Source organism: Veillonella parvula (assembly GCF_018366295.1).
GTDB classification, from domain to species: domain Bacteria; phylum Bacillota; class Negativicutes; order Veillonellales; family Veillonellaceae; genus Veillonella; species Veillonella parvula_P.
On sequence record NZ_JAGZIJ010000001.1, the window covers coordinates 452,285 to 474,577 of the forward strand.

A 22,293-nucleotide genomic window follows, 5' to 3' on the forward strand; every position below is an offset into this window, starting at 1 on the left:
ATGGTGTCTAATACTATTTTTTAACTTTCCTGACCATATATGGACAAAACTACTAATATTTTATTATTTAACCAATGTTAATTAAACTCTATTATTTCAACTCATCTCTCAATGGAATAACTTCTTCAAACAAACACACTTTCCATGCTTCTATCATATGTTGAGGGTATGAAAATGGATCGGAATCAGGGTGTTGTTGTACATATACGGGATAGTCAGCACTACCTACTATACGATTTTTGTTATATATATCCTCACCAGCTGTAGATTGATTTACAGATACCATGAGTTCATCTACATCAACACACCACATTGAAGCAAAGTCTTCAACAATAGAATCATATGCCTTAGTAAAGTATTCTCGTTTAATTTTCAATAAATTACTATCTTTATCTATTACATGTGTATCAATATCATCAAGAGATTTATAAGCTTTAACAACTGTCGATTCCAATAATTTATCGGATAAATATTTATAGAATATTAATCCCAAGAGATAATCCTTATATTGATCAGCACTCATCTTACCGCGTAAACTATCAGCAGCACTAAATAATTTTTGATTTAATTCGGCACCCATAATATCTCCTAACTTTTCATGATTTATTCATAGTAATTAATTTTATTCTACTACAAAAAATGCCACATATAAACACTTTACTAGAGTAATAGTATTTATATGTGGTAAAACTTACATATATATTTTCATAAATTAAATTTAGAATCAAGTCAAGATTATATGTGAGGTTTACTATTTTCCCCTTATTTTACAGATGAGTTTTCATATATACCTTTAGGCATAGCTCCCATTCCAGCTTGGCTTTTAGCGTATTTATCTTTGTCATTTGCATTGTCTACATATTGAACTATATCGCGTAAGTCTTTTGATGGTGTTTTATACTCTAAATCGGCCATTATAAAGTGAGTATATAAATATTTATCATCATATAGTGATTGAATGTACATTCTAGATGCAGATCGTTCAACTTCCATATACATAGCAGGAGTAGCATCATTCCAAACTGTTGCGTATTGAATTGGCTTAAAATCAGAATATGGCTTATACATAATGAAGAATCGTATCAATTTATAATTAATTTGATGATGATTAGCCAACTCTTCCGGTTTTAATTCTCTCACCATAATACCTTCACGATATTTTTTACCATCATAGATATAAATTGCATCATTATCAGGGCCATGATACACTAAATCACTTGATTTTAACGTTTGGAACGTGAATCCATTAATAGTTATTGGTTTTGTTTTTGAAAGTATTTGTTTTGCTGGTTCAATTGAAGGTAGTACATAATTAACTAATGGTGACATTAGCTCTTTATACACGTACTCCTGATCATGTGTCTTTAATAGTTCTAGTTCCTTTTTCTTAATCAAATCATAACTAATATAATAAGACAGCGAAGAATCAGATTTCACACCAAAGTTAATAGCCCCTTCTAAAGCTCCACTTTTAGTCTGCCCAATCTCCCATGTAGCATTTCTAACAGTAGGATACGAGAACGAATTTTCCTTAGCTTGGCTTTCACCACTCTTACGAATAGTATAATGTAGGTTGCCCTCAATTAAACGAAAATTCCCTTTTTTAATATCTGTAGTTAATGGATCCCCTTTTATAGTTTTACCGAACTGGCTACTCTCTGGCAAAGTAAATTTGATATTTGCCCCATTATCCTTAAGAATAAAAACAGAAGAAGACTGTTTTGTAGAATGATACAATTCTTTTGTAAAGTATAGCAACTCATCTAGTGTCCATTTTTTAGACATATTATTAGCATATTCATCTCGTATCTGATTAGCTATAATATTTTCAGTCTTTTGGACTTCATTACCAGTCTTACGATAATTCTGATATGCATCCTTCGATATTGTAGGATCCGCACCTGGTATATTAATATCAATTGCTTGGCTACCTAATGTCACAAAACTAAAACATAGTGCAGCCATTAACGCACGTTTCATCATAAACTCTCATCCTTTCACATAATGTCTCCCCAATATTATATATATAGAATATCATATTTTATTTGACTCATAGTAGTATAATATAAATATAGGAACAAGGAGGTAATTACTATGAAATTTACAAAACGTATACTCATCATGACTGCTTTAGCCGTAACCGCTGTTGTATCTACTGGATTTGCTTACGATTATGTATGCAATAACTCTCAGTACAATTGCAACACTAACACACAATACAACTCCGATAACAATACGAACAATACTAACTATGCACCAGGCACCAATAACAACCAAAATTATTGCGGTCCAAACTCTAATACTAGAGGATGCGGCGGATTTAGAAGATAATATGGTAAATACGATAAAGGCCTATAGTACTAAAAATGTACTATAGGCTTTTGTCGTATATTACAAGAATACTATTTAATTCATCAAAATACAGTTAGGATCAATATAGCAACATACTTTTATCAGGAGTTCATTCTGTTAAAGTATTCAATGGCTTTTGGTGTAAAACCAATATAGGTATTACCAGCTGCGTACGGTCCTAGTTCATATGGTTGGTAAACTAGATCAATGTTCCCCTTACCACGTAAGCAATAGTTATCGGTTACATATTTTACACTCCATCCACTTGGAATATAGCTCTTTATATGATTACCTGTATAATAACTTAATACATGGGATCGTAAACCGTTATCCAATTGTGCTGCATTCGCAATTTTTATATAGTTATATAATGGAATGCGTTGACCTGTTACTTTATTATATACAAGACCTCTTGTATTATACATACCATGAGCAGCTCCGGCGTAGTAATAATAGGTAGTTAGTAGGATTGAAACAACTTGACTATCCTCATAGGTAACCTTATAGTTTTGAGAAACTTGATAAATATGTTGGTTGTAATACATATCCTTTGCTTCGAGTACATAATTTGCAATATCTGTATTAATAACTCTTTGAGCATAAGCATGTTCTGTATAAACTAAAGGATACTTTAAATCTAAATTTACATCTGATTGACTGCCTGTAACAACAGTTGCATACGTTGGTACAGTTAACATAACACCTAACATAGAGGTCATACATAGCTTTTTAAAGATTCCCATAATAATGCCTCCTTTTACAAGCACCTTAAATAGGTTTATTACTATGTTAGTTCTACAAGCTATAATAAAACTCCTCTTTTATATTTTACTTTTTTGATAGTTTATTTCACTTTATAAAACAGCCAAAACGATTTAGTATTTTACACTAAAATATAAATGTAGCTATATCATACTTTTACCATACAAAAAGGACCCTCCAAAGAGAGTCCTTAATCTGTATTATTATGCTATTAAGCGTTTTTAGCTACTTCCATAAACTCATTTATCTTATTTCTTATGAAGAGTCATATTTTCAAAAGTTGTACCATAAGCTTCTTTAAAGATATAGTTACCTACAACATATTTAGGATCATGCAAAGCTACATCAACGTATTGTTCTGGAATATTGCCGAAATTACCTAAAGCCACACCTTCATAATTAAAATCTTCCACACTATTTATTGTTAATTTCATACCAGAGCTAGCTTGTTTAGCATATATAAGAAGTGAATAGTCTTGTGCATACTGTGGAGTACGTAATACGCTGGCTACAGAATGGTTTATATCATAACGATAAGTAACTAAAACCTTGTGAATATATGAATTAGTTCTACGACTATTATTATTTTCAACCTCATATACAACGGCCTGTGCTTTATAAATAAACTCATTCTCTTCTACTCTTTTAATGGAACTTTTATCTACAAAATACGTAATAGCATTTTTTCCTGTAAGAATAGGAACATTGTTCTTATCATTTTTAATTGCTTCCATCGATATAGCTTGGATCTGTAATGGTATTACTATACATACTAACAATAACATAGAAAATAACTTTTTCATTATTTTAATTCCCCTCTTTCAATATTTATCACACACATTATATGTATAGGATATCATATTATAAAAATATTGATAATCTATTACTTTCACCACATAAAAAAGGACCCTCCAAAGAGAGTCCTCAATGTATATGGTTATACTATTAAGCGTTTTTAGCTACTTCAACAAGTTTAGCGAATGCTGCTGCATCGTTAACTGCCAAGTCAGCCAACATTTTACGGTTCACTTCAACGCCTGCTTTAGCTAAGCCAGCGATGAAACGGCTGTAAGTTGTACCGTTGATGCGAGCCGCTGCGTTGATACGAGCAATCCACAATTGACGGAATTCGCGTTTTTTCGCACGACGGTCACGACGAGCGTAGTACAACGCTTTCATTACTGTTTCGTTAGCTTTTTTGAACAAACGGGAACGTGTACCGCGGTAACCTTTAGCTAATTTTAAAATCTTTTTATGACGTGCATGAGCTGTAACGCCCTTTTTCACTCTTGCCATTGTATATTCCTCCTAAATTACGATGTATCGATCTAATAGTTAACGATTAAGCGTATGGTAAGCATTTAGCTACGCGTTTGTGGTCAGCTTTTGCAACCAATGTAGCTTTACGTAAATTACGTTTACGAGCTGGAGATTTTTTCTCAAGAATGTGGCTTTTGAAAGCTTTCGCACGCTTGAATTCACCAGTACCAGTTACTGCGAAACGTTTAGCCGCTGCGCGACGAGTTTTAATTTTTGGCATAATATAATCCTCCCAATACCTTATTTACTTACTAAAATCATGGTCATGTTACGACCTTCTAATTTAGCTGCTTTTTCAATAGACGCCGTTTCTTTGAGTTCTTCAGCAAAACGTGTCAACACTGCCATGCCTAGTTCTGGATGTGAAAGTTCACGACCGCGGAACATAATGGTTACTTTTACTTTGTTACCTTCACCCAAGAATTTGGATGCGTTTTTCATTTTTACGTAAAAGTCATGGTCTTCAATATGTGGACGTAATTTGACTTCTTTCAAAGTTACGATTTTTTGTTTCTTTTTCGCTTCTTTCTCCCGTTTTTGTTGTTCATAACGATATTTACCGTAGTTCATAATGCGAGCTACTGGTGGTTTAGCGTTAGGCGCAATCTCCACAAGATCAAGATGCTGTTCTTCAGCCAATGCCAAAGCCTCACGGCCAGACATAATACCGATTTGTTCGTTTTCAGGACCTACGACACGAAGTTCACGAGCACGAATCTCTTCATTAATGCGTGGTGTATCCTTGCTAATAGCGTTCACCTCCAAGAGAATAAAAAAAACGGACGGCAAACACCATCCGAATAGAATTCTCTATATTAACCTCATACTTCTTGGTATTAGGTGAGTGGCGGATGGCCTCTGCTTCATAAATCACTTAATTATAATAACAAATTAGATAATGAAAGTCAACAACAATCTTAAGTTGCTCTCAGCAATTTATTATTACAACTCTTACAGTATAACAGAGATTATAAGTTCTGTATATAGGTATACTTACTGACACCTATCCCCCTTTATGTATACAATATTTCTATAATATAATTATTAATTCTATAGAAAAAATACGATACAATAATATATATAATATATTCTACCTAAATAGGTATTATCTAAATAGGTATTATCTAACTAGATATTATTTAACTAAACATTATCTAACTAAACATTATCTAACTAGGTATTATACAGTAATAGGTATTACACAAACTGAAAGGGGTTTTATCATGAGTGTAACAACTAGTTCGCCTCCGCAAAAGGCTCGTACAACAGTTCAAAATATTGGCCTTATTCTCGCCTTTATTGTTCTAGGTAGTATTTTATTATTGCCTACGCCAGAAACATTATCTACCGGTGGTCATCGCATGATTGGTGTCCTCGCCTTTGCTATCATCTTGTGGATGACATCGGCTGTATCCTATCCGGTAAGTGCGACCATGATTACGGCACTCACTGCCTTATTACTAGGCTTCTCTCCAAATCCAGAAGCGCCAGCGAAAACTATGGGCACAGCCAATGCCTTGAAACTAATTATTTCAGGTTATTCTTCTCCTGCGATGATTCTCGTGGGTGCCGCTATGTTTATTTCCGTAGCCATGCGTAAAACAGGTCTCGATCGTCGCATAGCCATGCTCGTATTATCTAGTGTAGGTACAAAGGTTAGCCGCATTTATTTAGGTGTTATTATTACAGGCCTTATTCTCGCCTTCTTTGTACCAAGTGCAACGGCTCGTATTGCTTGTTTGGCTCCAATTATTATCGGTATCGTCGAAAACTTAGGTATTGAACGTAAAAGCCGTGTAGCAGCCCTACTCATGGTAGGTGCCATACAAGCAGATACATTTTGGAATATTATGATTCAAACAGCTGCCGCTCAAAACCTCGTAGCTGTTGGGTTTATGCAAACACAGATGAACACATCGGTAAGTTGGATTGATTGGCTCACAGCAGCTGCACCGTTCTCCATAATTATGGCTATCATTACCTACTTTGTAACGCAAGCTTTTATTAAACCAGAGTTTAAAGAGCTCGTTGGCGGTGATGTCCAACTCGCTAAAATGCGCAAAGAAATCGGTCCCATGTCATTTGATGAAAAGAAACTATTATGCATCTCTATTGGTTTATTAGCATTGTGGGCAACAGGGGGTAAACTACACTCTATCGATACCACAACAACTACGATTATTGCAATTGCCTTATTCTTCTTCCCTAAAATTGGCATTATGGACTGGAAGTTTGCACAACCAAATATCGACTGGGGATCGATTGTCATGTTTGGGGCTGGTATCGGTCTTGGCTCTGTATTACTTAAAACAAAAGCTGCTACTTGGCTCGCACAGGTATTTGTAAATGCCTTTTCCCTTGAAACGGCAAGCGTGTTCCTTTTAATTGCTATTATGGCCGCCTTCCTGATTTTAATCCATCTTGGATTTGCATCAGCTACAGCTCTCTCTTCTGCCATGATTCCTATCGTAATATCCATCGTTATGGGACATTCTGCAGAAGGACTTAATCCACTTGGCGTAACAATGCTCATGCAATATGCAATCTGCTTCGGTCTGGTACTACCAGTAAACTCTCCACAAGGCATGGTAGCTTATGGTACAGATACATTCGATGTAAAAACATTTATGACTACAGGCATTCCATTAACCATCATCGGCTATATCATGATGCTCGTATTTGCACTTACATACTGGCACTGGATTGGAATTGCGTAAGTCTAAATATTCTAAATAGACCAAACACTCTAAATAATTCTAATATTTTAAATTAAACATACTATAAGAGGCTCTGTCTTATGACAGAGCCTCTTGATTTTTATATAAGTTTCAATATAAAACGTCTATATTCTTTTCAATGTAAAGCTTTCACAAATAATTATCTATTCTAATTCCTTACCTTTAAGTTCAGGAATTAAGAACACGGTTGCCAATATATCGATTACATAGACAATCGCCAAGAATGCAATTGCCACTTGGTACGAGTACATTGAGATAATCATACCTACTACCATTGGGCTAAAGCCACCTACAGCTCGACCGATGTTAAATAATACGTTTTGAGCCGTTGCGCGAGCACTTGTTGGATAAGCTTCTGCCATTAAGGCACCGTAGCCACCCATCATGCCATTTACAGAGGCCCCTAGAATAGCGCCAGCAAATAGCATAGCTGTTGGATCAGATAGTTGAGAGTAAATCAAGATAGATGCCACAGCACATACTTGGAACAAGATAAATGTTGGTTTACGACCAATTTTATCCGCCAATCGTCCGAATAACCAAATGCCAAGCATCATACCACATACGGTAACGGCAGTCCACAGACCCGATTTTGTAAGAGAAAAACCTAATTGCTTACTCAAGAAGTTAGGCAACCAGATCATAATACCGTAATAACCAAAGTTTTGAACAGATGTTAAAACAGCAACACCTATAGAGGTCTTTGTAGTTCTTACATCTTTTACTAATAACTTGAATGAGTTTGTATGGGAATGTTCCTTAGTTTCTTTACTATGAACAAAGATTTCTGGTTCATGTAATTTCGCACGGAAGAACCAAGCGACAAAGGCAGGAATAATGCCAACCATGAACATACCACGCCATCCAATATAAGGAAGTAATACAGGGGTTAACAGTGCTGCGGCCAATACGCCTAACTGCCAGCCGATGGCAACATAGCTTGTTGCCTTTGCACGGTGTTGTGCAGGCCATGCTTCAGCTGCTAAGGCCATACCAATGCCGAATTCACCGCCTAGGCCGATGCCAGCAATTGTACGATATATGAGAAGATCCCAATACCCTTGTGCAAAAGCACATAAACCAGTAAATATAGCAAATAAGACAATAGTCCATGTCAACACACGAACACGACCAAACTTGTCTGACAAGGTACCAAAGATAAAGCCACCGATTACAGCACCTACCAAGGTCCACGTCACAAGTGAACCTGCTTGACCAGTAGTCAAGCCTAAATCCCCCGAAATCAAGGTTAGCATAAAGCCGAGAATCAAGAGATCAAACCCATCCATGGCATAACCTATAGATGAACCAATAACAGCTTTCCAACCGTATGAATTTACTTCTTTCATAGTCATTTCCTTTCGCTACTCACAGGTAACAATTAAAGAGAATATAATAACAAAATCCCCCTCATATAATCTCACCACTAATAAATTATACAGACTAATCATAATTGTGCAAGATGTGAGGGGGATTTTTATCAATATAAACAATAGATATTTAATTAATTACGTTCTTTAATTTCAATCTTAATAGAATTAAAGAATTCTTCGAATGGTACAGAACCTAATTCATCACCGCCGTGTTTACGAACGTTAACTGTGCCTTCTTCAACCTCTTTATCACCCACAACAAGCATGTAAGGAACTTTTGCCATTTGCGCTTGGCGGATTTTGTAGCCGATTTTTTCGCTGCGATCATCCACTTCTACACGTACATAGTCGCGGTGCATTTGTTTTGCCAATTCTTTAGCATATTCAACGTGTTTTTCAGAGATAGGCAAGATTTTAACTTGTACAGGAGCCATCCATGTTGGGAATGCGCCTGCATAATGTTCAGTTAAGATACCAATGAAACGTTCCATAGAGCCGAAGCATGCACGGTGAATCATGATAGGACGATGTTTTTGACCATCTTCACCAATGTATTCAATTTGGAAACGTTCAGGCAAGTTCATATCTAATTGGATAGTACCACATTGCCATGTACGACCTAAGGAGTCTTCGATATGGTAGTCAAGTTTAGGACCGTAGAATGCGCCGTCGCCAGGGTTGATTACGTATGGAATACCTTTCGCTTCGATAGCATTACGCAATGCTTCTGTCGCTGCTTCCCAAATTGCGTCATCACCCATTGCATTATCAGGTTTAGTGGACAGTTCTACATGATACTTCAAACCGAATTGACTATAGATACGGTCGAACAATTCGATAACTTTCATCAACTCAGTTTGCATTTGATCTGGCAACATGAATACATGAGCATCGTCTTGTGTGAACGCACGTACACGGAATAAGCCGTGTAATGCACCGGACAATTCATGACGGTGAACTAGACCGAGTTCAGCGTAACGCAATGGGAAGTCACGATAGGAATGCATTTCGTTTTGGTAAACCAAGATACCACCTGGGCAGTTCATAGGTTTAATTGCATATTCTTCATCGTCGATGATTGTAGTGTACATATTTTCACGGTAATGATCCCAGTGACCAGAAGTTTCCCACAAATGTTTACTTAAGATGATAGGTGTACGAATTTCTTCATAATCAAAATCATGGTGAACTTCACGCCAGAAGTTTTCTAATTCGTTGCGAAGAGCCATACCTTTTGGTAAGAAGAATGGGAAGCCAGGACCTTCTTCTTTGATAACAAACAAGCCAAGTTCTTTACCAAGTTTACGGTGGTCACGTTTAGCCGCTTCTTCAAGCAAGTGAAGGTATGCATCAAGTTCTTCTTTCTTTTCAAATGCAGTACCGTAAATACGTTGCAACATTTTATTTTTTTCATCGCCGCGCCAGTATGCACCTGCAATGCTTTGTAATTTGAAAGCTTTCACCTTGCCAGTGGATGCCACGTGAGGTCCTGCGCAAAGATCGATGAAATCGCCTTGAGAGTAGCAGGAGATTACAGCATCTTCAGGAAGGTCTTGAATCAATTCTACCTTGTAGTCTTCGTTTTTAGATTTGAAGAACTCGATAGCTTCTTGACGAGGCATAACGGATTTAGTAATCGGTAAATTTTCTTTTACGATGCGGCTCATTTCCTTTTCGATTTTACCTAAATCTTCTGGAGTCAAAGTATGTTCCATATCGATATCATAGTAGAAACCTTTGTCGATAGCGGGTCCAATAGCCAATTTAGCTTCAGGCCATAAACGTTTGACAGCTTGAGCCAAGATATGAGAAGCTGTGTGGCGCAATGTATGTTTACCACCATCTTCTTCGAATGTTAAGAATGCTACTTCAGAACCATCTACAAGTTCTTCGCGAAGGTCTGTTAATTCGCCATTTACGTTTGCAGCTAATACTTTTTTAGCTAAGCTGTTAGATAGTTGTTTTACTGCTTCCCCAAGAGTAGTGCCAGCAGCGTATTCCTTTGCACTACCATCAGGTAAAATGATTTTTACATCTGCCATTTTTCTTTCCTCCAATTTATAAACTAGGATAGCTTTGATTTTTCACTGTCCCCAATAGACCTACTTACCACACAATACATATACAGTGAGTAAATATCTTGAAGAAATTGGGTAATAAAAAAAGACCCTCTATCCCTACAAACAAGGGACGAAGATCATTCGCGGTTCCACCCTAGTTAACTACCTATACGAATATATGTGTATAGTTAATTCACTTCATTAAGCCCGATAACGGTGGCGGCCGTACTTGCCTACTTAGGTTCGACAAATCAGTTTAAAGGGGGTAACTCTAATATATGTGTAAGGCATTTCCAGCATCTGCCTCTCTCTGGTACACAGGGATAAAAGAATCATGTCCTTTGCATCACTTTTACTAGATTATAGTATCATAGAGAATTAAAAAATTCAATACAGTTTAACTGGAAATTTAATAAGAACTATAAATTGTAATTGTTGTTAGAACGATATACTATAAACTTCACCTTTATTTTTCGTATATACATTTATTTTTAAAAGAAAACGGCCCGAGAATGATATGGCCCCCTTTACTAGACAACCAGTGAAAGCGGAACATATCAGAATCTCGAGCCATTTTATATACATTATTTGTAAATTAGCGTTTGAAGTTTGTAGACAACATAGCGCCAATTACTTTTTCCAATTTGCTAGTGGAAAGATCTGGACCTTTGTAAAGTGTTAAGAGTACATCATTAGAATTATCTTGTTTAGATACCATCATAACGCCACTACCGCGAGCACCGTTATCATCGTAATCTTTTGCTACGATAACAAGGTTCAAATAATGATCCTTCATGTATGTGTACACCTTGCTTGTGCGCGCAGAGGAACCAATCATTTTTGCCATGTTCATACCACGGTTAAATACGATTGCATTTGCATTATGAGGATTTGCCGCTAATTGTTGCTTCTCTTCTTCATTTAGAGGCATGAGGTTTACCATGAGGGAGTCACCCATCTTGCCGCGGAACATGGCTGGCATCGTTTCGCGCACGTCATCAGGAATACCTGTGTCAGCAGTCAATTTCAATTCCTTAGGAACGGTCATGTATAAAATGCCCTTGCTATTGCGTCCCACCTCTGTTGTACTGAGGTCTACAGCGCTAAGCATAATGGAATCTTTAATGGTCGCTACTTGATTAGCCAACGGTTTTTCAGGAACGCCACGGCTCGCCAATTGTACATCGCCAGATTTAGTTTTCTTCAATGTTTCCACATTCCAGCTTGCGCCTTTTTTGTCTGCATCGCTAGCTTCTGTGAAAGCATTCGCCCCGTCTTTTGTGCCTACATATACATAGGTTTGAGCCGGGATGATGGTATCTGGTGCACCAGATTTATTGAATGCCGCACCATATACTACATTAGGAATCACAGTAGAGCCAATTTGTAAATTGTTGTTAGTTTGGCTTTCCACATCAAAATTGATATTCCCTGTGAAAGTCATATCAGGACCATGGTTGATAACAACCACATCTCCTGCTTGAGGAATGATTACAGGACCTACAGGACCCGCCATAGCTACACCTGCCATCGATACTCCAAGGCAAGCTGTTAATAATGTGCGTTTCAAAATAGATTTTTTCATAGATATACTCTCATTTCTCTACAATTCGTATACATTTGATGTAATTGTAAATCTAATATAGTCATAAAATTCCCTCATATGATTTACAATCAAAATTATACTTAATCTTCTATAGTGACATAGTTGGATAAACTACTCAATACTTCAAGCGCCAAGGGCCTTGTAGATGGTGTGCAGCGCAACATACACCGCCCACTCGCATCTACAGAGGTCATAACACCTAAATATTCATAGCCTTCAATGATGCGATTGATAAAATTCGTATGCTTAGGATCAATGTGAAAGTACACATACGCTTCTTCTCCAGAGGTGGTTAAATCGGGTATATCTGGAAATGCACCAATTGATTTACTCGGCTCTAAGGGTGTACTGCTCATAAACTATTCATCTTCTTTAGATTTGCACTCACGGCGCATCATGGAATACGGTTCAAGAGGTGTATCCATATAAATGCGTACTTTCATTTGTGCATGAGGTGCTACATCGATAGGATTGCCGTCTTCATCTGTCATTTTTTCGATAACAGTTTCAACGAGTTCTCCTTTTGGCTGGCAGAATTCTACCTTTTCGCCTACCTTGAAGTTATTACGTTGTTCAAGATCAACGTATTTTTCTTCTTCATTGTAGCCCATAACTAAACCGATGAAGTCATGGCTTTGAGTATTCGTAGATTTACCATAGTTTTGCGCTGTTTCATCAGGGCGACCTTCAGCAAAGCCGTCTGTATAAGGGCGATGGGAAATCTTTTCTAATTCAGCAATCCATTCTGGACGAACGTACCAATCTTTACCTTCTTTAAGGTATGTATCAATCGCTGTGCGATATACTTTTGCCACTGTGGCACAGTAGTGAACGGATTTCATGCGACCTTCGATTTTAAGGCTATCAATACCAGCTTCATATAAATCTGGAATGCGGTGAATTAAGCACAAGTCTTTAGAGTTAAAGATATACGTGCCATGTTCATCTTCTTCGATTGGGTAATATTCACCAGGTCGATTAGATTCCACAAGAGAATATTTCCATCGACAAGATTGAGAACATTGACCACGGTTAGCATCACGATTACCTGTCATATAGTTAGACAATAAGCAGCGACCAGAGTAAGAAATACACATAGAACCATGTACGAAGGACTCAATTTCAATATCTACATGATCCTTCATTTCTTTAAGGTCTGCTAAGGATACTTCGCGAGCCGCTACAACACGTGTGGCACCAAGTTCTTTCCACATTTGAACTGTATGCCAATTTGTAGTAGAAGCTTGTGTACTTACGTGAAGTTCTAAACCTAGAGCCACGCGCTTAGCAAGGCTAAAAATCCCCATGTCTGCAACGATGATAGCATCAACACCAATGCTTTCAAGAAATTTCAAATAGTCCTCTAAACCTTCAAAGTCCTCGTTGTGAGGAATGATATTACATGTAACATGAATCTTTTTGCCATGTGCATGTACAAATTCTACAGCTTCCTTTAATTCCTCATCAGAGAAATTAGAGTTACCTGCGCGCAAGCCAAAACGTTTGCCTGCGCAATATACGGCATCCGCCCCATAGCGGATAGCCATTTTAAGCTTGTCCATATTACCTGCAGGACAAAGCAATTCCATAAAATGTTCTGCCATTATTTGTTGTGCCCTTTCCACACACTCACACTCATACCATCACCCATTGGGTAAATAGTAGTGTTAAACAATTCTTTATTTTCAACATATGTTAAGTATTCTTGTAACCGTTTTACGATAGTTTTGAACCGTTTTGGTGGTTCCTTATCGCCCCTTACATAGCCTCTAAAGAGTACATTATCTGCAAGAATGACGCCCCCTTCTTTCACATGTGGCAGAATAAGTTCAAGTTGTTTTAAATATTGCCCCTTTGGACCATCTAAAAACACTAGATCATATTCGCCTGTGAGTTCCGTTAAGACTTGAGATGCATCGCCTTTCAGCAATGTAATGTTATCGGCATAATCGGATTGGTTAATATAGTATTTCGCCATTTCGTGACGCACATCATCCAGTTCAATGGATGTAATATGCCCCTCTTCCTCGTCAAGTAGCGGAGCCATCAACAAAGCGGAGTAACCAATGGCGGTGCCCACCTCTAACACAGAGGTGGGCCGGTACAAACCTATTAATTCTTCAAATAGATGAACCTCAGATTCTCGTAAAATCGGCACATCATTAATCATCGCGTAAATACGCTGTTCATTTAAAATATCATTTAATGTCATGAAAGTAGATTAAATCTCCTACATTATCTATTGTTAGTACCACTAGGAACTACCAACGTAGAGCGTTCAGCAGGATTTGCAGGTTCTACCTGAATTTGTGGTACTTGTTGTGCATTAGGAATCACATTTTGCATCGATTCAGGTACAGGTGTCGTCGTTGGTACATACGTATTGTTATTTGTATTATTTCCATAGGATGGAGCAGCCGGCGTGACTTGCGTCGATGATTGATTTTGTGTTGAACCTGGTACAGGATCTGGAATCTCAGCTGCTGGAACTGTAGTTGGTGTGTATTTATAACTAGGTTCTACGTCAACATATTGAGAATCTGCTTCCACCGCTTCTGCAGAACTATAATTATAATTAGGCTCTGTAGTCGCTACTGCTACGTCATAGTTAGGACCAGCTTGTGCGGCTACTTCCGTATTAGCAGAAGAATTTTTTACCGTATCAGCACCATAAATTTTATTAACCGCTGCTAAATGTTCTTCGTATGATTTAGAGAAGTGATTATGCCCTTCTTTATCTGCTACGAAGTATAAATAATCTGTATTTTCAGAATGTAATACCGCATCTAGAGCTTTTTTACCAGGGTTTGCAATTGGTCCTGGTGGTAAACCTTTAGATACATATGTATTATACGGGCTTTGCAATTGTGTATCACCAATTGTTACATTTTCTTTCGCATAGCCAAGTACATAGGAAATAGTCGCATCAGATTGCAATGGAATACCATGAGCTAAACGCTTTTTGAATACCCCTGCAATAGTTGGACGGTCTGCATCAAATAAAGATTCTCGTTCAACGATAGATGCCAAGGTTACAAAGTCATGAATACTCATATGTTGAGCTTGAATTTGTTTCTTCACAGCTGGTGTAAGGTAACGATTCATTTCGTCAGCCATCATTTGAATAACATCACGAGGCGTAGCACCTACGGGGATTTCATACGTACTTGGGAACAAGAAGCCTTCTACAGGATATGTGGCAGGTTTTGTGCCTTTCATATAAGGGTATGGTACATAGGTCTTAGCTTCAGCTAAGAAGTCCTTCGCCTTCATAATTTGATTCTTTTCAAGAACGATAGCAATATCACCAACTGTATATCCTTCTGGAATTGTAATACGAATAGATTCTACATGACCTTCTTGTAATAAGGAAATGAGTTCACGCACAGTTACCTTATTAGGTATTTGATAATGGCCAGTTTGAAGCTTATCATTGGTGCCACTCAAGTATAACCAGAGCTTAAAGCCCTGAGTTGAGCGAATTAGCCCCCTTTCAAAAAGCATATCTGCAATTTCAGTACCCGTTTGACCTTTTTCTATAACGACTACTTGTGTTCCATCATCTTGAGCAAAGGTATTCGGTACAAAGTACAATGCACCAAGGCCTCCACCAATAATTAATATACCTACAATAACTAGGATCAAAATATATCTTAAGGCTTTTCTCACGTTGTTGAGTTCCTTTCTGTAACATAACAGTATATCAATTCATTATACCATAAACTCTATATTTCCCCTATATAAAAGGGCAATGATTCCACTTATTCCATTTTATGCAATATATTAATTTTATATATTTGTTATGCCCTTAGCATGAATGAAGTCCCTTCTTTGTACAACAATGATAATGTATAACAAAATAAAAATAGCGCATTGTCCACTGACAACACGCTAAATTTATGCTAAAAACGATTATTCGTCTTCATCCATGTCTTCATACAGTTTTACTAGAGTTTCAAAGTTTTCATCTTCTTCATCCAAAGGTACGTATTCTTCTACGCCTTCTTCATTTGTTTCGATGCGAGCCAAGATCATGTACGTGTCATCTTGACCTTCATGGTCGGCATCTTCATCTTGTACATGTACAAGAACGGCATACTCTTGACCTTCATGGCTCAAGATAACATCTTCTGTGAAGTATTGTTTATTACCATGTTCGTCTTCGAATTCCAAATAATACACTTCACCTTCAAAATTTTGGTCAACCATTGGAAACCCTCCTTAAGGAAAAATACTTATTTATTAAACTGCAAGCGATCTAAATATCCTTGCAAAATTACAACCGCTGCCATTTTATCGATAACAGATTTACGCTTTTTACGGCTCACGTCAGCTGCGATGAGTTGACGTTCAGCCATAACAGTAGATAACCGCTCATCCCAATATGTAACAGGTAAATCGATGACTTCCTTCATTTTTGCAACGAATTCTTCAGTCTTTTCAGCCCGTTCACCTTTTGTACCATTCATATTTTTCGGCATACCTACCACAAGTTCATGTACTTCATATTCAGAAATGAGTTCTTGTAAGCGATTAAAGTCTTTTTCCAGAGATGTTCTACGAATGGTTTCAATACCTTGTGCAGTCATGAGCAGTGCATCGCTACAGGCAATACCAATAGTACGGCTGCCTACATCTAATGACATAATTCTCATTATAATTGTTTAGCCTTTGCGTATTCTTTCAACAATTCTTCAATCAAGTCATCACGCTCTAAACGGCGGATATCGGAACGCGCATTATTATAACTTGTTATATACGCAGGATCTCCAGAGATTAGATACCCTAAGATTTGATTAATTGGATTGTAACCTTTTTCTTGAATAGATTGATAAACGCGAGTGAGCACCTCTTCAGCGGTCATCGGTTCATCGTCTACTTTACGGAATAACATGGTTTCATCTGAAACGTTCATCGTATCCCTCCTTTTTATTACATCGGCAGATTTCACCATACAAGTGAAATCTCACCTACTATTATACTTGAATTAAAGCTACAAAGTCAGTAACTTTTTATGCATTATAAAAAATTTCTATAACAGATACAAGTATAATTATAAAATTATATGCCTATTGTAACATAGATTTTAAGGCTTCACCACCAGCTTTTAAGGCTTCCATTAATTTAGCTGGCTCTTTGCCACCTGCTTGTGCCATATCCGGACGGCCACCGCCATTACCTCCAGCTACTTGAGCTGCTGCTTTAACAATATTACCTGCTTTTGCACCTTTAGCAACGACATCTTTAGATACTTTACATACAAAGTTTACCTTATCATCGCCCATAGCAGCGCCTACAAGAACCACACCAGAGCCATTCAATTTATCAAGACCCATATCAGCTAAGTCGCGCAATTCATCAATGGAGGACGCCTTTACAGCTGCGGCAACAAATTCAACATCACCTATCACAACTTTACCAGCAACGATGTCAGCTGCACCCGCTGCCGAAACTTCTTTACGAATTTGTTCTAATTCTTTTGCTGTGTCTTTAGCTTCTGTCAACACTTGGTGTAAGCGTTCTTCTATTTGAGGCGCTTTAGTTTTAAGCTCGCTTGCCATGCGTTCAATAGTCAAACGATCTTGTTTTGCTGCATCGAGAGCTGCACGACCTGTAATCGCTTCAATACGACGTACACCAGAACCGATACCAGCTTCAGATGTTAAACGGAAGGAACTAATGAAAGCTGTATTGCCTACATGAGAACCACCACATAATTCAACGGAGAAGCCAGGAACCTCTACAACGCGAACTACATCACCATATTTATCTCCGAAGAGTGCCATAGCACCTTTTGCTTTTGCTTCATCCATGGACATTTCAGCAATAGCTAGGTCCGTAGCTTTTAAAATTTCTTCGTTTACAAGAGCTTCGATTTGATCAAGTTCCTCTTGCGTTACAGGAGAGAAATGGGTGAAGTCGAAACGCAAGTAATCTGGAGTTACTAAAGAACCTGCTTGGTTTACATGCTCACCTAAGATTTGTTTCAAAGCTGCATGTAACAAATGGGTCGCTGTATGATTGCGAGCCATTGCTGCACGGCGATTTGTATCCACTTCAAGAGTGACATCATCGCCTTCAGAGATGGAGCCTTCTATAACAGTACCGATATGGTATACAGTGCCTTCTGGTAAACGTTTAGTGTTATGAACCTCTACCTTACCCATTGGGCCCACAATAAAACCTGTATCGCCTAATTGACCGCCCCCTTCTGCATGGAATGGAGTCGTACGTACGATGATAGTAATTTCATCACCGTCAGCAGCTGTTTGTAAACGTTCAGCACCTTTACCTATCATCAATACAGAAGATGCTTCTACAGCCTCGTCCTCAAGAAGTTCTTCGTCTTTCAAGAATGTAATATCCGGTGTTGCTACCTTTGCATCTTCTTTAACACGGGCTTCACGAGCGCGTTCACGTTGCTCTTTCATAGCAGCTTCAAAGCCTTCATGGTCGATTGTAAAACCACGTTCAGAAACAATTTCCTCTGTTAATTCCCAAGGGAATCCATATGTATCATATAGTTTGAATACTTCAGAACCAGGAACTACAGTTGCCTTTTCAGCAGCTAATGTATCGATCAAGGAGTTTAATAGCTCAAGACCTTGCTCCAAGGTTTGGTTAAAGCGTTCTTCTTCGTTTTGAACCACGCGTTTAACGAAGTCTTGTTTCTCAGCAATAGATGTAATACCAGGGCCAAGAATGTCTACGACTACATCAATAAGTGGTGTTAAGAAGATACCTTCAATACCAAGTAAACGGCCATGACGTACAGCACGGCGTAAAATACGACGCAATACGTAGCCGCGACCTTCGTTGGATGGCAATACGCCATCGGAGATCAATGCAGTGACAGCACGAGCGTGGTCAGCGATAACTTTTAAAGAAACATCTGTATTTGGATCTTCGTTATATGTAACACCAGCGCATTTTGCAGTGGCTTCGATGATTGGGAAAATCAAATCGGTTTCAAAGTTTGTTTTACAGCCTTGTAATACGGAAGCCAATCGTTCAAGACCGGCGCCTGTATCGATGTTTTTATGTTGTAATGGTTCATAAGATCCATCTGGCATTTTATTGAATTGAGTAAACACTAAGTTCCAAATTTCAAGATAGCGATCGCAATCACAGCCTGGCGCACAATTAGGGTCATCACAACCATGTTCAGGACCTTGATCAAAAAAGATTTCGCTATCTGGACCACATGGGCCTTCTCCAATTTCCCAGAAGTTATCTTCGAGACGCGTGATATGGCTCTCTTCTACACCACAATCATTATGCCATGTATCATATGCCTCTTGGTCATCTGGATATACAGTAACATATAATCTATTTTTATCGAGTTTAATAACCTCAGTTAAAAACTCCCACGCCCAATGAATAGCTTCTTTTTTAAAGTAGTCCCCGAAAGAGAAATTCCCCAACATTTCAAAGAATGTATGATGCCGTGCTGTACGCCCTACGTTTTCAAGGTCACCGGTACGCATACTTTTTTGGCATGTTGTAATACGACGACAAGGAGGTACCAATTTACCTGTAAAGAACGGCTTCAATGGCGCCATACCTGCCCCGATCAATAACAAAGACGGATCGTTTTCTGGTATAAGAGAAAAACTATCTAATTTTAAATGTCCTTTACTTTCAAAAAACTGCAAGTATGCTTGACGCAGTTCATTACCCTTCATGTGTATATTCCTCCTAAAATTATTTACTCTTCATTATAACTCAAAAACGATATAAAATCTATCAAAAACATTGAGATTATGCGGAATTCACGCACTTTCATACCAATCCAATCAGACCGTGAAAGATATAAATTTTAATCCATATTTTTTACAATAAAAGTAAAGGTCAAATTTAGTCAATGCTAGTTAAATCGTGAATAATAAACATAAAAAGAGGTTATACAAATCAACAAAACAAAATTGATTCGTATAGCCTCTTTTATAGCTAGTTATTAAATTAGCGTACAACGCGTTTTGCGCCGATGTAACGTTCACCCCAATAGCCAGTATCAAGATCTGCTACTGCAACACCACGACTGGAAGTGGCGCTAATGAACTTGCCATCGCCAATATAAATGCCAGAGTGAGATGGACCTGGTTCATATGTTTCGAAGAATACCAAATCCCCTGCTTTCAAGTTCGCACGAGAAACTTCAACACCTACGTTATACTGTTCATCTGCCAAACGTGGTAAGGAAATACCTTGTTTTTCAAATACATATTTAACATAACCAGAGCAGTCAAAGCCACTTGGAGTAGTACCGCCAAATACATATGGTACACCGCGGTATTTGTCAGCTTCTGCCAAGATTGCGTGAATACTGCTAGGTGTTTCATTTTTCGTAATATTGTTTAATTTAACGTTCTTGCCATTAATGGATTGACCAGCGATACGACGGGATGTCGCGTTGCTGTTTGTAAAAGCGGATTTCGTTGCTACTGCTTTAGTCGCTGCATTTTGAGTCAATACTGCCTTCGTAGAACGAGGAGCACCCATCAACGCATTATACGTAGCAGGGCCTACGATACCATCCACTGGAAGGCCACGATCTTGTTGGAACAAACGAACTGCCCACTTCGTCTCCTTACCATATACACCATTTTTATCTGTAGCATTATAGCCGTGTTTAATTAGTTGTTGTTGAACCGCTGTAACACTTTTGCCCTTATCACCATATTGTAATGTTGTTGCGCCAACCATGGCTGTTGTGGCACACACAAAAGTTAATGTTAATGCCGTTATTTTAACCTTACTATATTTTGACTTCATATGCTTCCTTTCCAAAAAACTTTTAAAGTAAGTTATTTATTCAAAATATACTAACCGTCTATTTATTTGCATTCACAAATACAGCTAGTCTTCTTTGCTCTTGTTGGTATAAGCCTCTGGTGCCATAAAAACATCTGCACTGCTTGGTCCGAGTAACGGAGCCTCTTCATGCTCTTCAAAATTTATAGCTGACTTAACCCAATACAAAGGCCGTTGCTTCACCTCTTCAAAAATACGACCTACATACTCGCCAATGATTCCCAGTCCGACGAGTTGAATTCCACCAATAAACAAGATTGATACGCCCAAGGTTGTCCACCCATTCAAAGCTTGTCCTGTAAGATATACATACAAAAGATGTAAGATGAGCAAAAAACTCATTCCACCACAAAGTACACCTACATACAAGGCCGCCCGTAAAGGCACCCTTGAAAAAGCGGTTACACCATCGAGAGCAAATCGAATCATTTTACGCACACTAAACTTTGAGACACCTGCAAATCGAGGTGGTGCCACAAAGTGCAACTCTGCTTGTCTATACCCTAAGGCACCGACAATACCGCGCAAAAATCGACCATGTTCTCTAAATCGTTTCAACGTGCCCAATGCTTTACTATTCATGAGGCGGAAATCTGACCCACCTTCAACAATAGGAACATCGGCCATTTTGTTCATTAGTTTGTAATAATACTTAGACGTGAAAGATTTAGCCCAACTAGCGTCATCAGTTGAATCGCGAATGGTACGCACCACATCATACCCTGATTCCCACAATCGAACTAGTTCAGGAATCAATGCAGGTGGATGCTGCATATCACCGTCCATTGTAATGACTGCATCGCCATGAGCATAATCAAGTCCACATGTAAGTGCCGTTTGATGCCCAAAGTTACGAGCCAGCAATAACACTTTAACATGTTTATCATTGAATGCAATTTCACGCAGTATCATAGCTGACGAATCACTAGATCCATCATCCACGAAGATTAGTTCATAATCATATGTGAGACCTGACATAACATCAGTTACAGCTTTATAAAAGTTCGCTATATTTTCCTCTTCGTTATATACAGGCACTACAATAGAAAGTAACATAAATCCTCCAAAGTATTTTACTCACATATTTTATGTTAATTAGTAAATTAAGGCAAATGCTAAAGGTTAACAATAGGACTGATAATGTTTATAAAGCCAGTAAACAAGCTACTTCTCTATAAAATACCAATAAAACCCTTCATTTATCCTTTATATAAGTACAGTAAATCAATATTATATTAATTTATTTATCAAGCTACTTAATAAAGTAA

General features: G+C 38.0%; 22 protein-coding genes and 1 other annotated feature. Of the genes, 2 read left to right on the forward strand and 20 right to left on the reverse strand.

Annotation, left to right across the window (positions count from 1 at the left end; translation table 11 throughout):
* Positions 1 to 91: 91 nt before the first annotated feature.
* Both KHY58_RS02190 and KHY58_RS02195 read right to left on the reverse strand, forming a co-directional pair.
* The gene (locus tag KHY58_RS02190; protein WP_101928392.1) at positions 92 to 580 is read right to left on the reverse strand and encodes a type I restriction-modification system subunit M N-terminal domain-containing protein; all 489 of its coding nucleotides are present in this window, start codon (positions 578 to 580) and stop codon (positions 92 to 94) included.
* 182 nt (positions 581 to 762) lie between these two features.
* Positions 763 to 1,983 carry a hypothetical protein gene (locus KHY58_RS02195; RefSeq protein ID WP_008601304.1) on the reverse strand — a complete coding sequence of 407 codons (1,221 nt, stop codon included), beginning with the start codon at positions 1,981 to 1,983 and terminating at the stop codon, positions 763 to 765.
* 111 nt (positions 1,984 to 2,094) lie between these two features.
* Between KHY58_RS02195 and KHY58_RS02200 the strand changes: the two genes are divergently transcribed.
* The gene (locus KHY58_RS02200) at positions 2,095 to 2,331 is read left to right on the forward strand and encodes a hypothetical protein (protein ID WP_038125447.1); all 237 of its coding nucleotides are present in this window, start codon (positions 2,095 to 2,097) and stop codon (positions 2,329 to 2,331) included.
* Positions 2,332 to 2,453: 122 nt separating this feature from the next.
* On the opposite strand, the gene KHY58_RS02205 is transcribed toward KHY58_RS02200, so the two are convergent.
* The 5 genes from KHY58_RS02205 to infC form a co-directional block, all read right to left on the reverse strand.
* Positions 2,454 to 3,095 (reverse strand): PdaC/SigV domain-containing protein, encoded by a 642-nt coding sequence (locus KHY58_RS02205; RefSeq protein WP_038125449.1) that lies wholly within the window; start codon positions 3,093 to 3,095, stop codon positions 2,454 to 2,456.
* 267 nt (positions 3,096 to 3,362) lie between these two features.
* The gene (locus KHY58_RS02210; RefSeq protein ID WP_004697253.1) at positions 3,363 to 3,917 is read right to left on the reverse strand and encodes a hypothetical protein; all 555 of its coding nucleotides are present in this window, start codon (positions 3,915 to 3,917) and stop codon (positions 3,363 to 3,365) included.
* Between the two features lie 142 nt (positions 3,918 to 4,059).
* Positions 4,060 to 4,410 carry a 50S ribosomal protein L20 gene (gene rplT / locus KHY58_RS02215; protein ID WP_004696335.1) on the reverse strand — a complete coding sequence of 117 codons (351 nt, stop codon included), beginning with the start codon at positions 4,408 to 4,410 and terminating at the stop codon, positions 4,060 to 4,062.
* Between the two features lie 46 nt (positions 4,411 to 4,456).
* Positions 4,457 to 4,654, reverse strand: a complete 198-nt coding sequence (gene rpmI / locus KHY58_RS02220) for a 50S ribosomal protein L35 (RefSeq protein WP_004696338.1) — start codon at positions 4,652 to 4,654, stop codon at positions 4,457 to 4,459.
* 20 nt (positions 4,655 to 4,674) lie between these two features.
* Positions 4,675 to 5,193, reverse strand: a complete 519-nt coding sequence (infC, locus tag KHY58_RS02225) for a translation initiation factor IF-3 (RefSeq protein WP_038150291.1) — start codon at positions 5,191 to 5,193, stop codon at positions 4,675 to 4,677.
* Positions 5,194 to 5,657: 464 nt separating this feature from the next.
* Between infC and KHY58_RS02230 the strand changes: the two genes are divergently transcribed.
* The gene (locus KHY58_RS02230; protein ID WP_278471752.1) at positions 5,658 to 7,151 is read left to right on the forward strand and encodes a DASS family sodium-coupled anion symporter; all 1,494 of its coding nucleotides are present in this window, start codon (positions 5,658 to 5,660) and stop codon (positions 7,149 to 7,151) included.
* 164 nt (positions 7,152 to 7,315) lie between these two features.
* Here KHY58_RS02230 and KHY58_RS02235 read toward each other — a convergent pair whose 3' ends face one another.
* The 13 genes from KHY58_RS02235 to KHY58_RS02295 form a co-directional block, all read right to left on the reverse strand.
* Positions 7,316 to 8,521, reverse strand: a complete 1,206-nt coding sequence (locus KHY58_RS02235) for an MFS transporter (RefSeq protein ID WP_278471754.1) — start codon at positions 8,519 to 8,521, stop codon at positions 7,316 to 7,318.
* Between the two features lie 155 nt (positions 8,522 to 8,676).
* Positions 8,677 to 10,587 carry a threonine--tRNA ligase gene (thrS, locus tag KHY58_RS02240; RefSeq protein WP_118091341.1) on the reverse strand — a complete coding sequence of 637 codons (1,911 nt, stop codon included), beginning with the start codon at positions 10,585 to 10,587 and terminating at the stop codon, positions 8,677 to 8,679.
* Positions 10,588 to 10,728: 141 nt separating this feature from the next.
* Positions 10,729 to 10,961 (reverse strand) — a binding site (T-box leader).
* Between the two features lie 239 nt (positions 10,962 to 11,200).
* Positions 11,201 to 12,190: a hypothetical protein gene (locus KHY58_RS02245; RefSeq protein WP_118091342.1), complete on the reverse strand. Its 990-nt coding sequence runs from the start codon at positions 12,188 to 12,190 to the stop codon at positions 11,201 to 11,203.
* A 101-nt stretch (positions 12,191 to 12,291) separates the two neighbouring features.
* Positions 12,292 to 12,567, reverse strand: a complete 276-nt coding sequence (locus KHY58_RS02250; protein ID WP_118091343.1) for a DUF4911 domain-containing protein — start codon at positions 12,565 to 12,567, stop codon at positions 12,292 to 12,294.
* Positions 12,568 to 12,570: 3 nt separating this feature from the next.
* Complete coding sequence (locus tag KHY58_RS02255; protein WP_118091344.1) at positions 12,571 to 13,815, reverse strand: peptidase U32 family protein; 1,245 nt, start codon at positions 13,813 to 13,815, stop codon at positions 12,571 to 12,573.
* A complete protein-coding gene (locus tag KHY58_RS02260) occupies positions 13,815 to 14,423 on the reverse strand; it encodes an O-methyltransferase (protein ID WP_004697053.1) in 609 nt (202 codons plus the stop codon). Before KHY58_RS02260 ends, KHY58_RS02255 begins: the two co-directional genes overlap by 1 nt.
* 23 nt (positions 14,424 to 14,446) lie before the next feature.
* Positions 14,447 to 15,880, reverse strand: coding sequence for an endolytic transglycosylase MltG (gene mltG / locus KHY58_RS02265; RefSeq protein WP_118091345.1), 1,434 nt, complete (start codon positions 15,878 to 15,880; stop codon positions 14,447 to 14,449).
* 243 nt (positions 15,881 to 16,123) lie between these two features.
* Positions 16,124 to 16,420, reverse strand: a complete 297-nt coding sequence (locus KHY58_RS02270; RefSeq protein ID WP_008601328.1) for a DUF1292 domain-containing protein — start codon at positions 16,418 to 16,420, stop codon at positions 16,124 to 16,126.
* Between the two features lie 26 nt (positions 16,421 to 16,446).
* The gene (ruvX, locus tag KHY58_RS02275) at positions 16,447 to 16,866 is read right to left on the reverse strand and encodes a Holliday junction resolvase RuvX (RefSeq protein WP_004696363.1); all 420 of its coding nucleotides are present in this window, start codon (positions 16,864 to 16,866) and stop codon (positions 16,447 to 16,449) included.
* A complete protein-coding gene (locus KHY58_RS02280) occupies positions 16,866 to 17,126 on the reverse strand; it encodes an IreB family regulatory phosphoprotein (RefSeq protein ID WP_004696366.1) in 261 nt (86 codons plus the stop codon). The genes ruvX and KHY58_RS02280 overlap by 1 nt, the downstream gene beginning before the upstream one ends.
* A gap of 154 nt (positions 17,127 to 17,280) precedes the next feature.
* On the reverse strand, positions 17,281 to 19,896 hold the full coding sequence (gene alaS / locus KHY58_RS02285) for an alanine--tRNA ligase (RefSeq protein WP_278471755.1): 2,616 nt from the start codon (positions 19,894 to 19,896) through the stop codon (positions 17,281 to 17,283).
* Between the two features lie 277 nt (positions 19,897 to 20,173).
* Positions 20,174 to 20,986 carry a C40 family peptidase gene (locus KHY58_RS02290; protein WP_008714242.1) on the reverse strand — a complete coding sequence of 271 codons (813 nt, stop codon included), beginning with the start codon at positions 20,984 to 20,986 and terminating at the stop codon, positions 20,174 to 20,176.
* Positions 20,987 to 21,070: 84 nt separating this feature from the next.
* Positions 21,071 to 22,081, reverse strand: coding sequence for a glycosyltransferase family 2 protein (locus KHY58_RS02295; RefSeq protein WP_004696372.1), 1,011 nt, complete (start codon positions 22,079 to 22,081; stop codon positions 21,071 to 21,073).
* Positions 22,082 to 22,293: the final 212 nt, after the last annotated feature.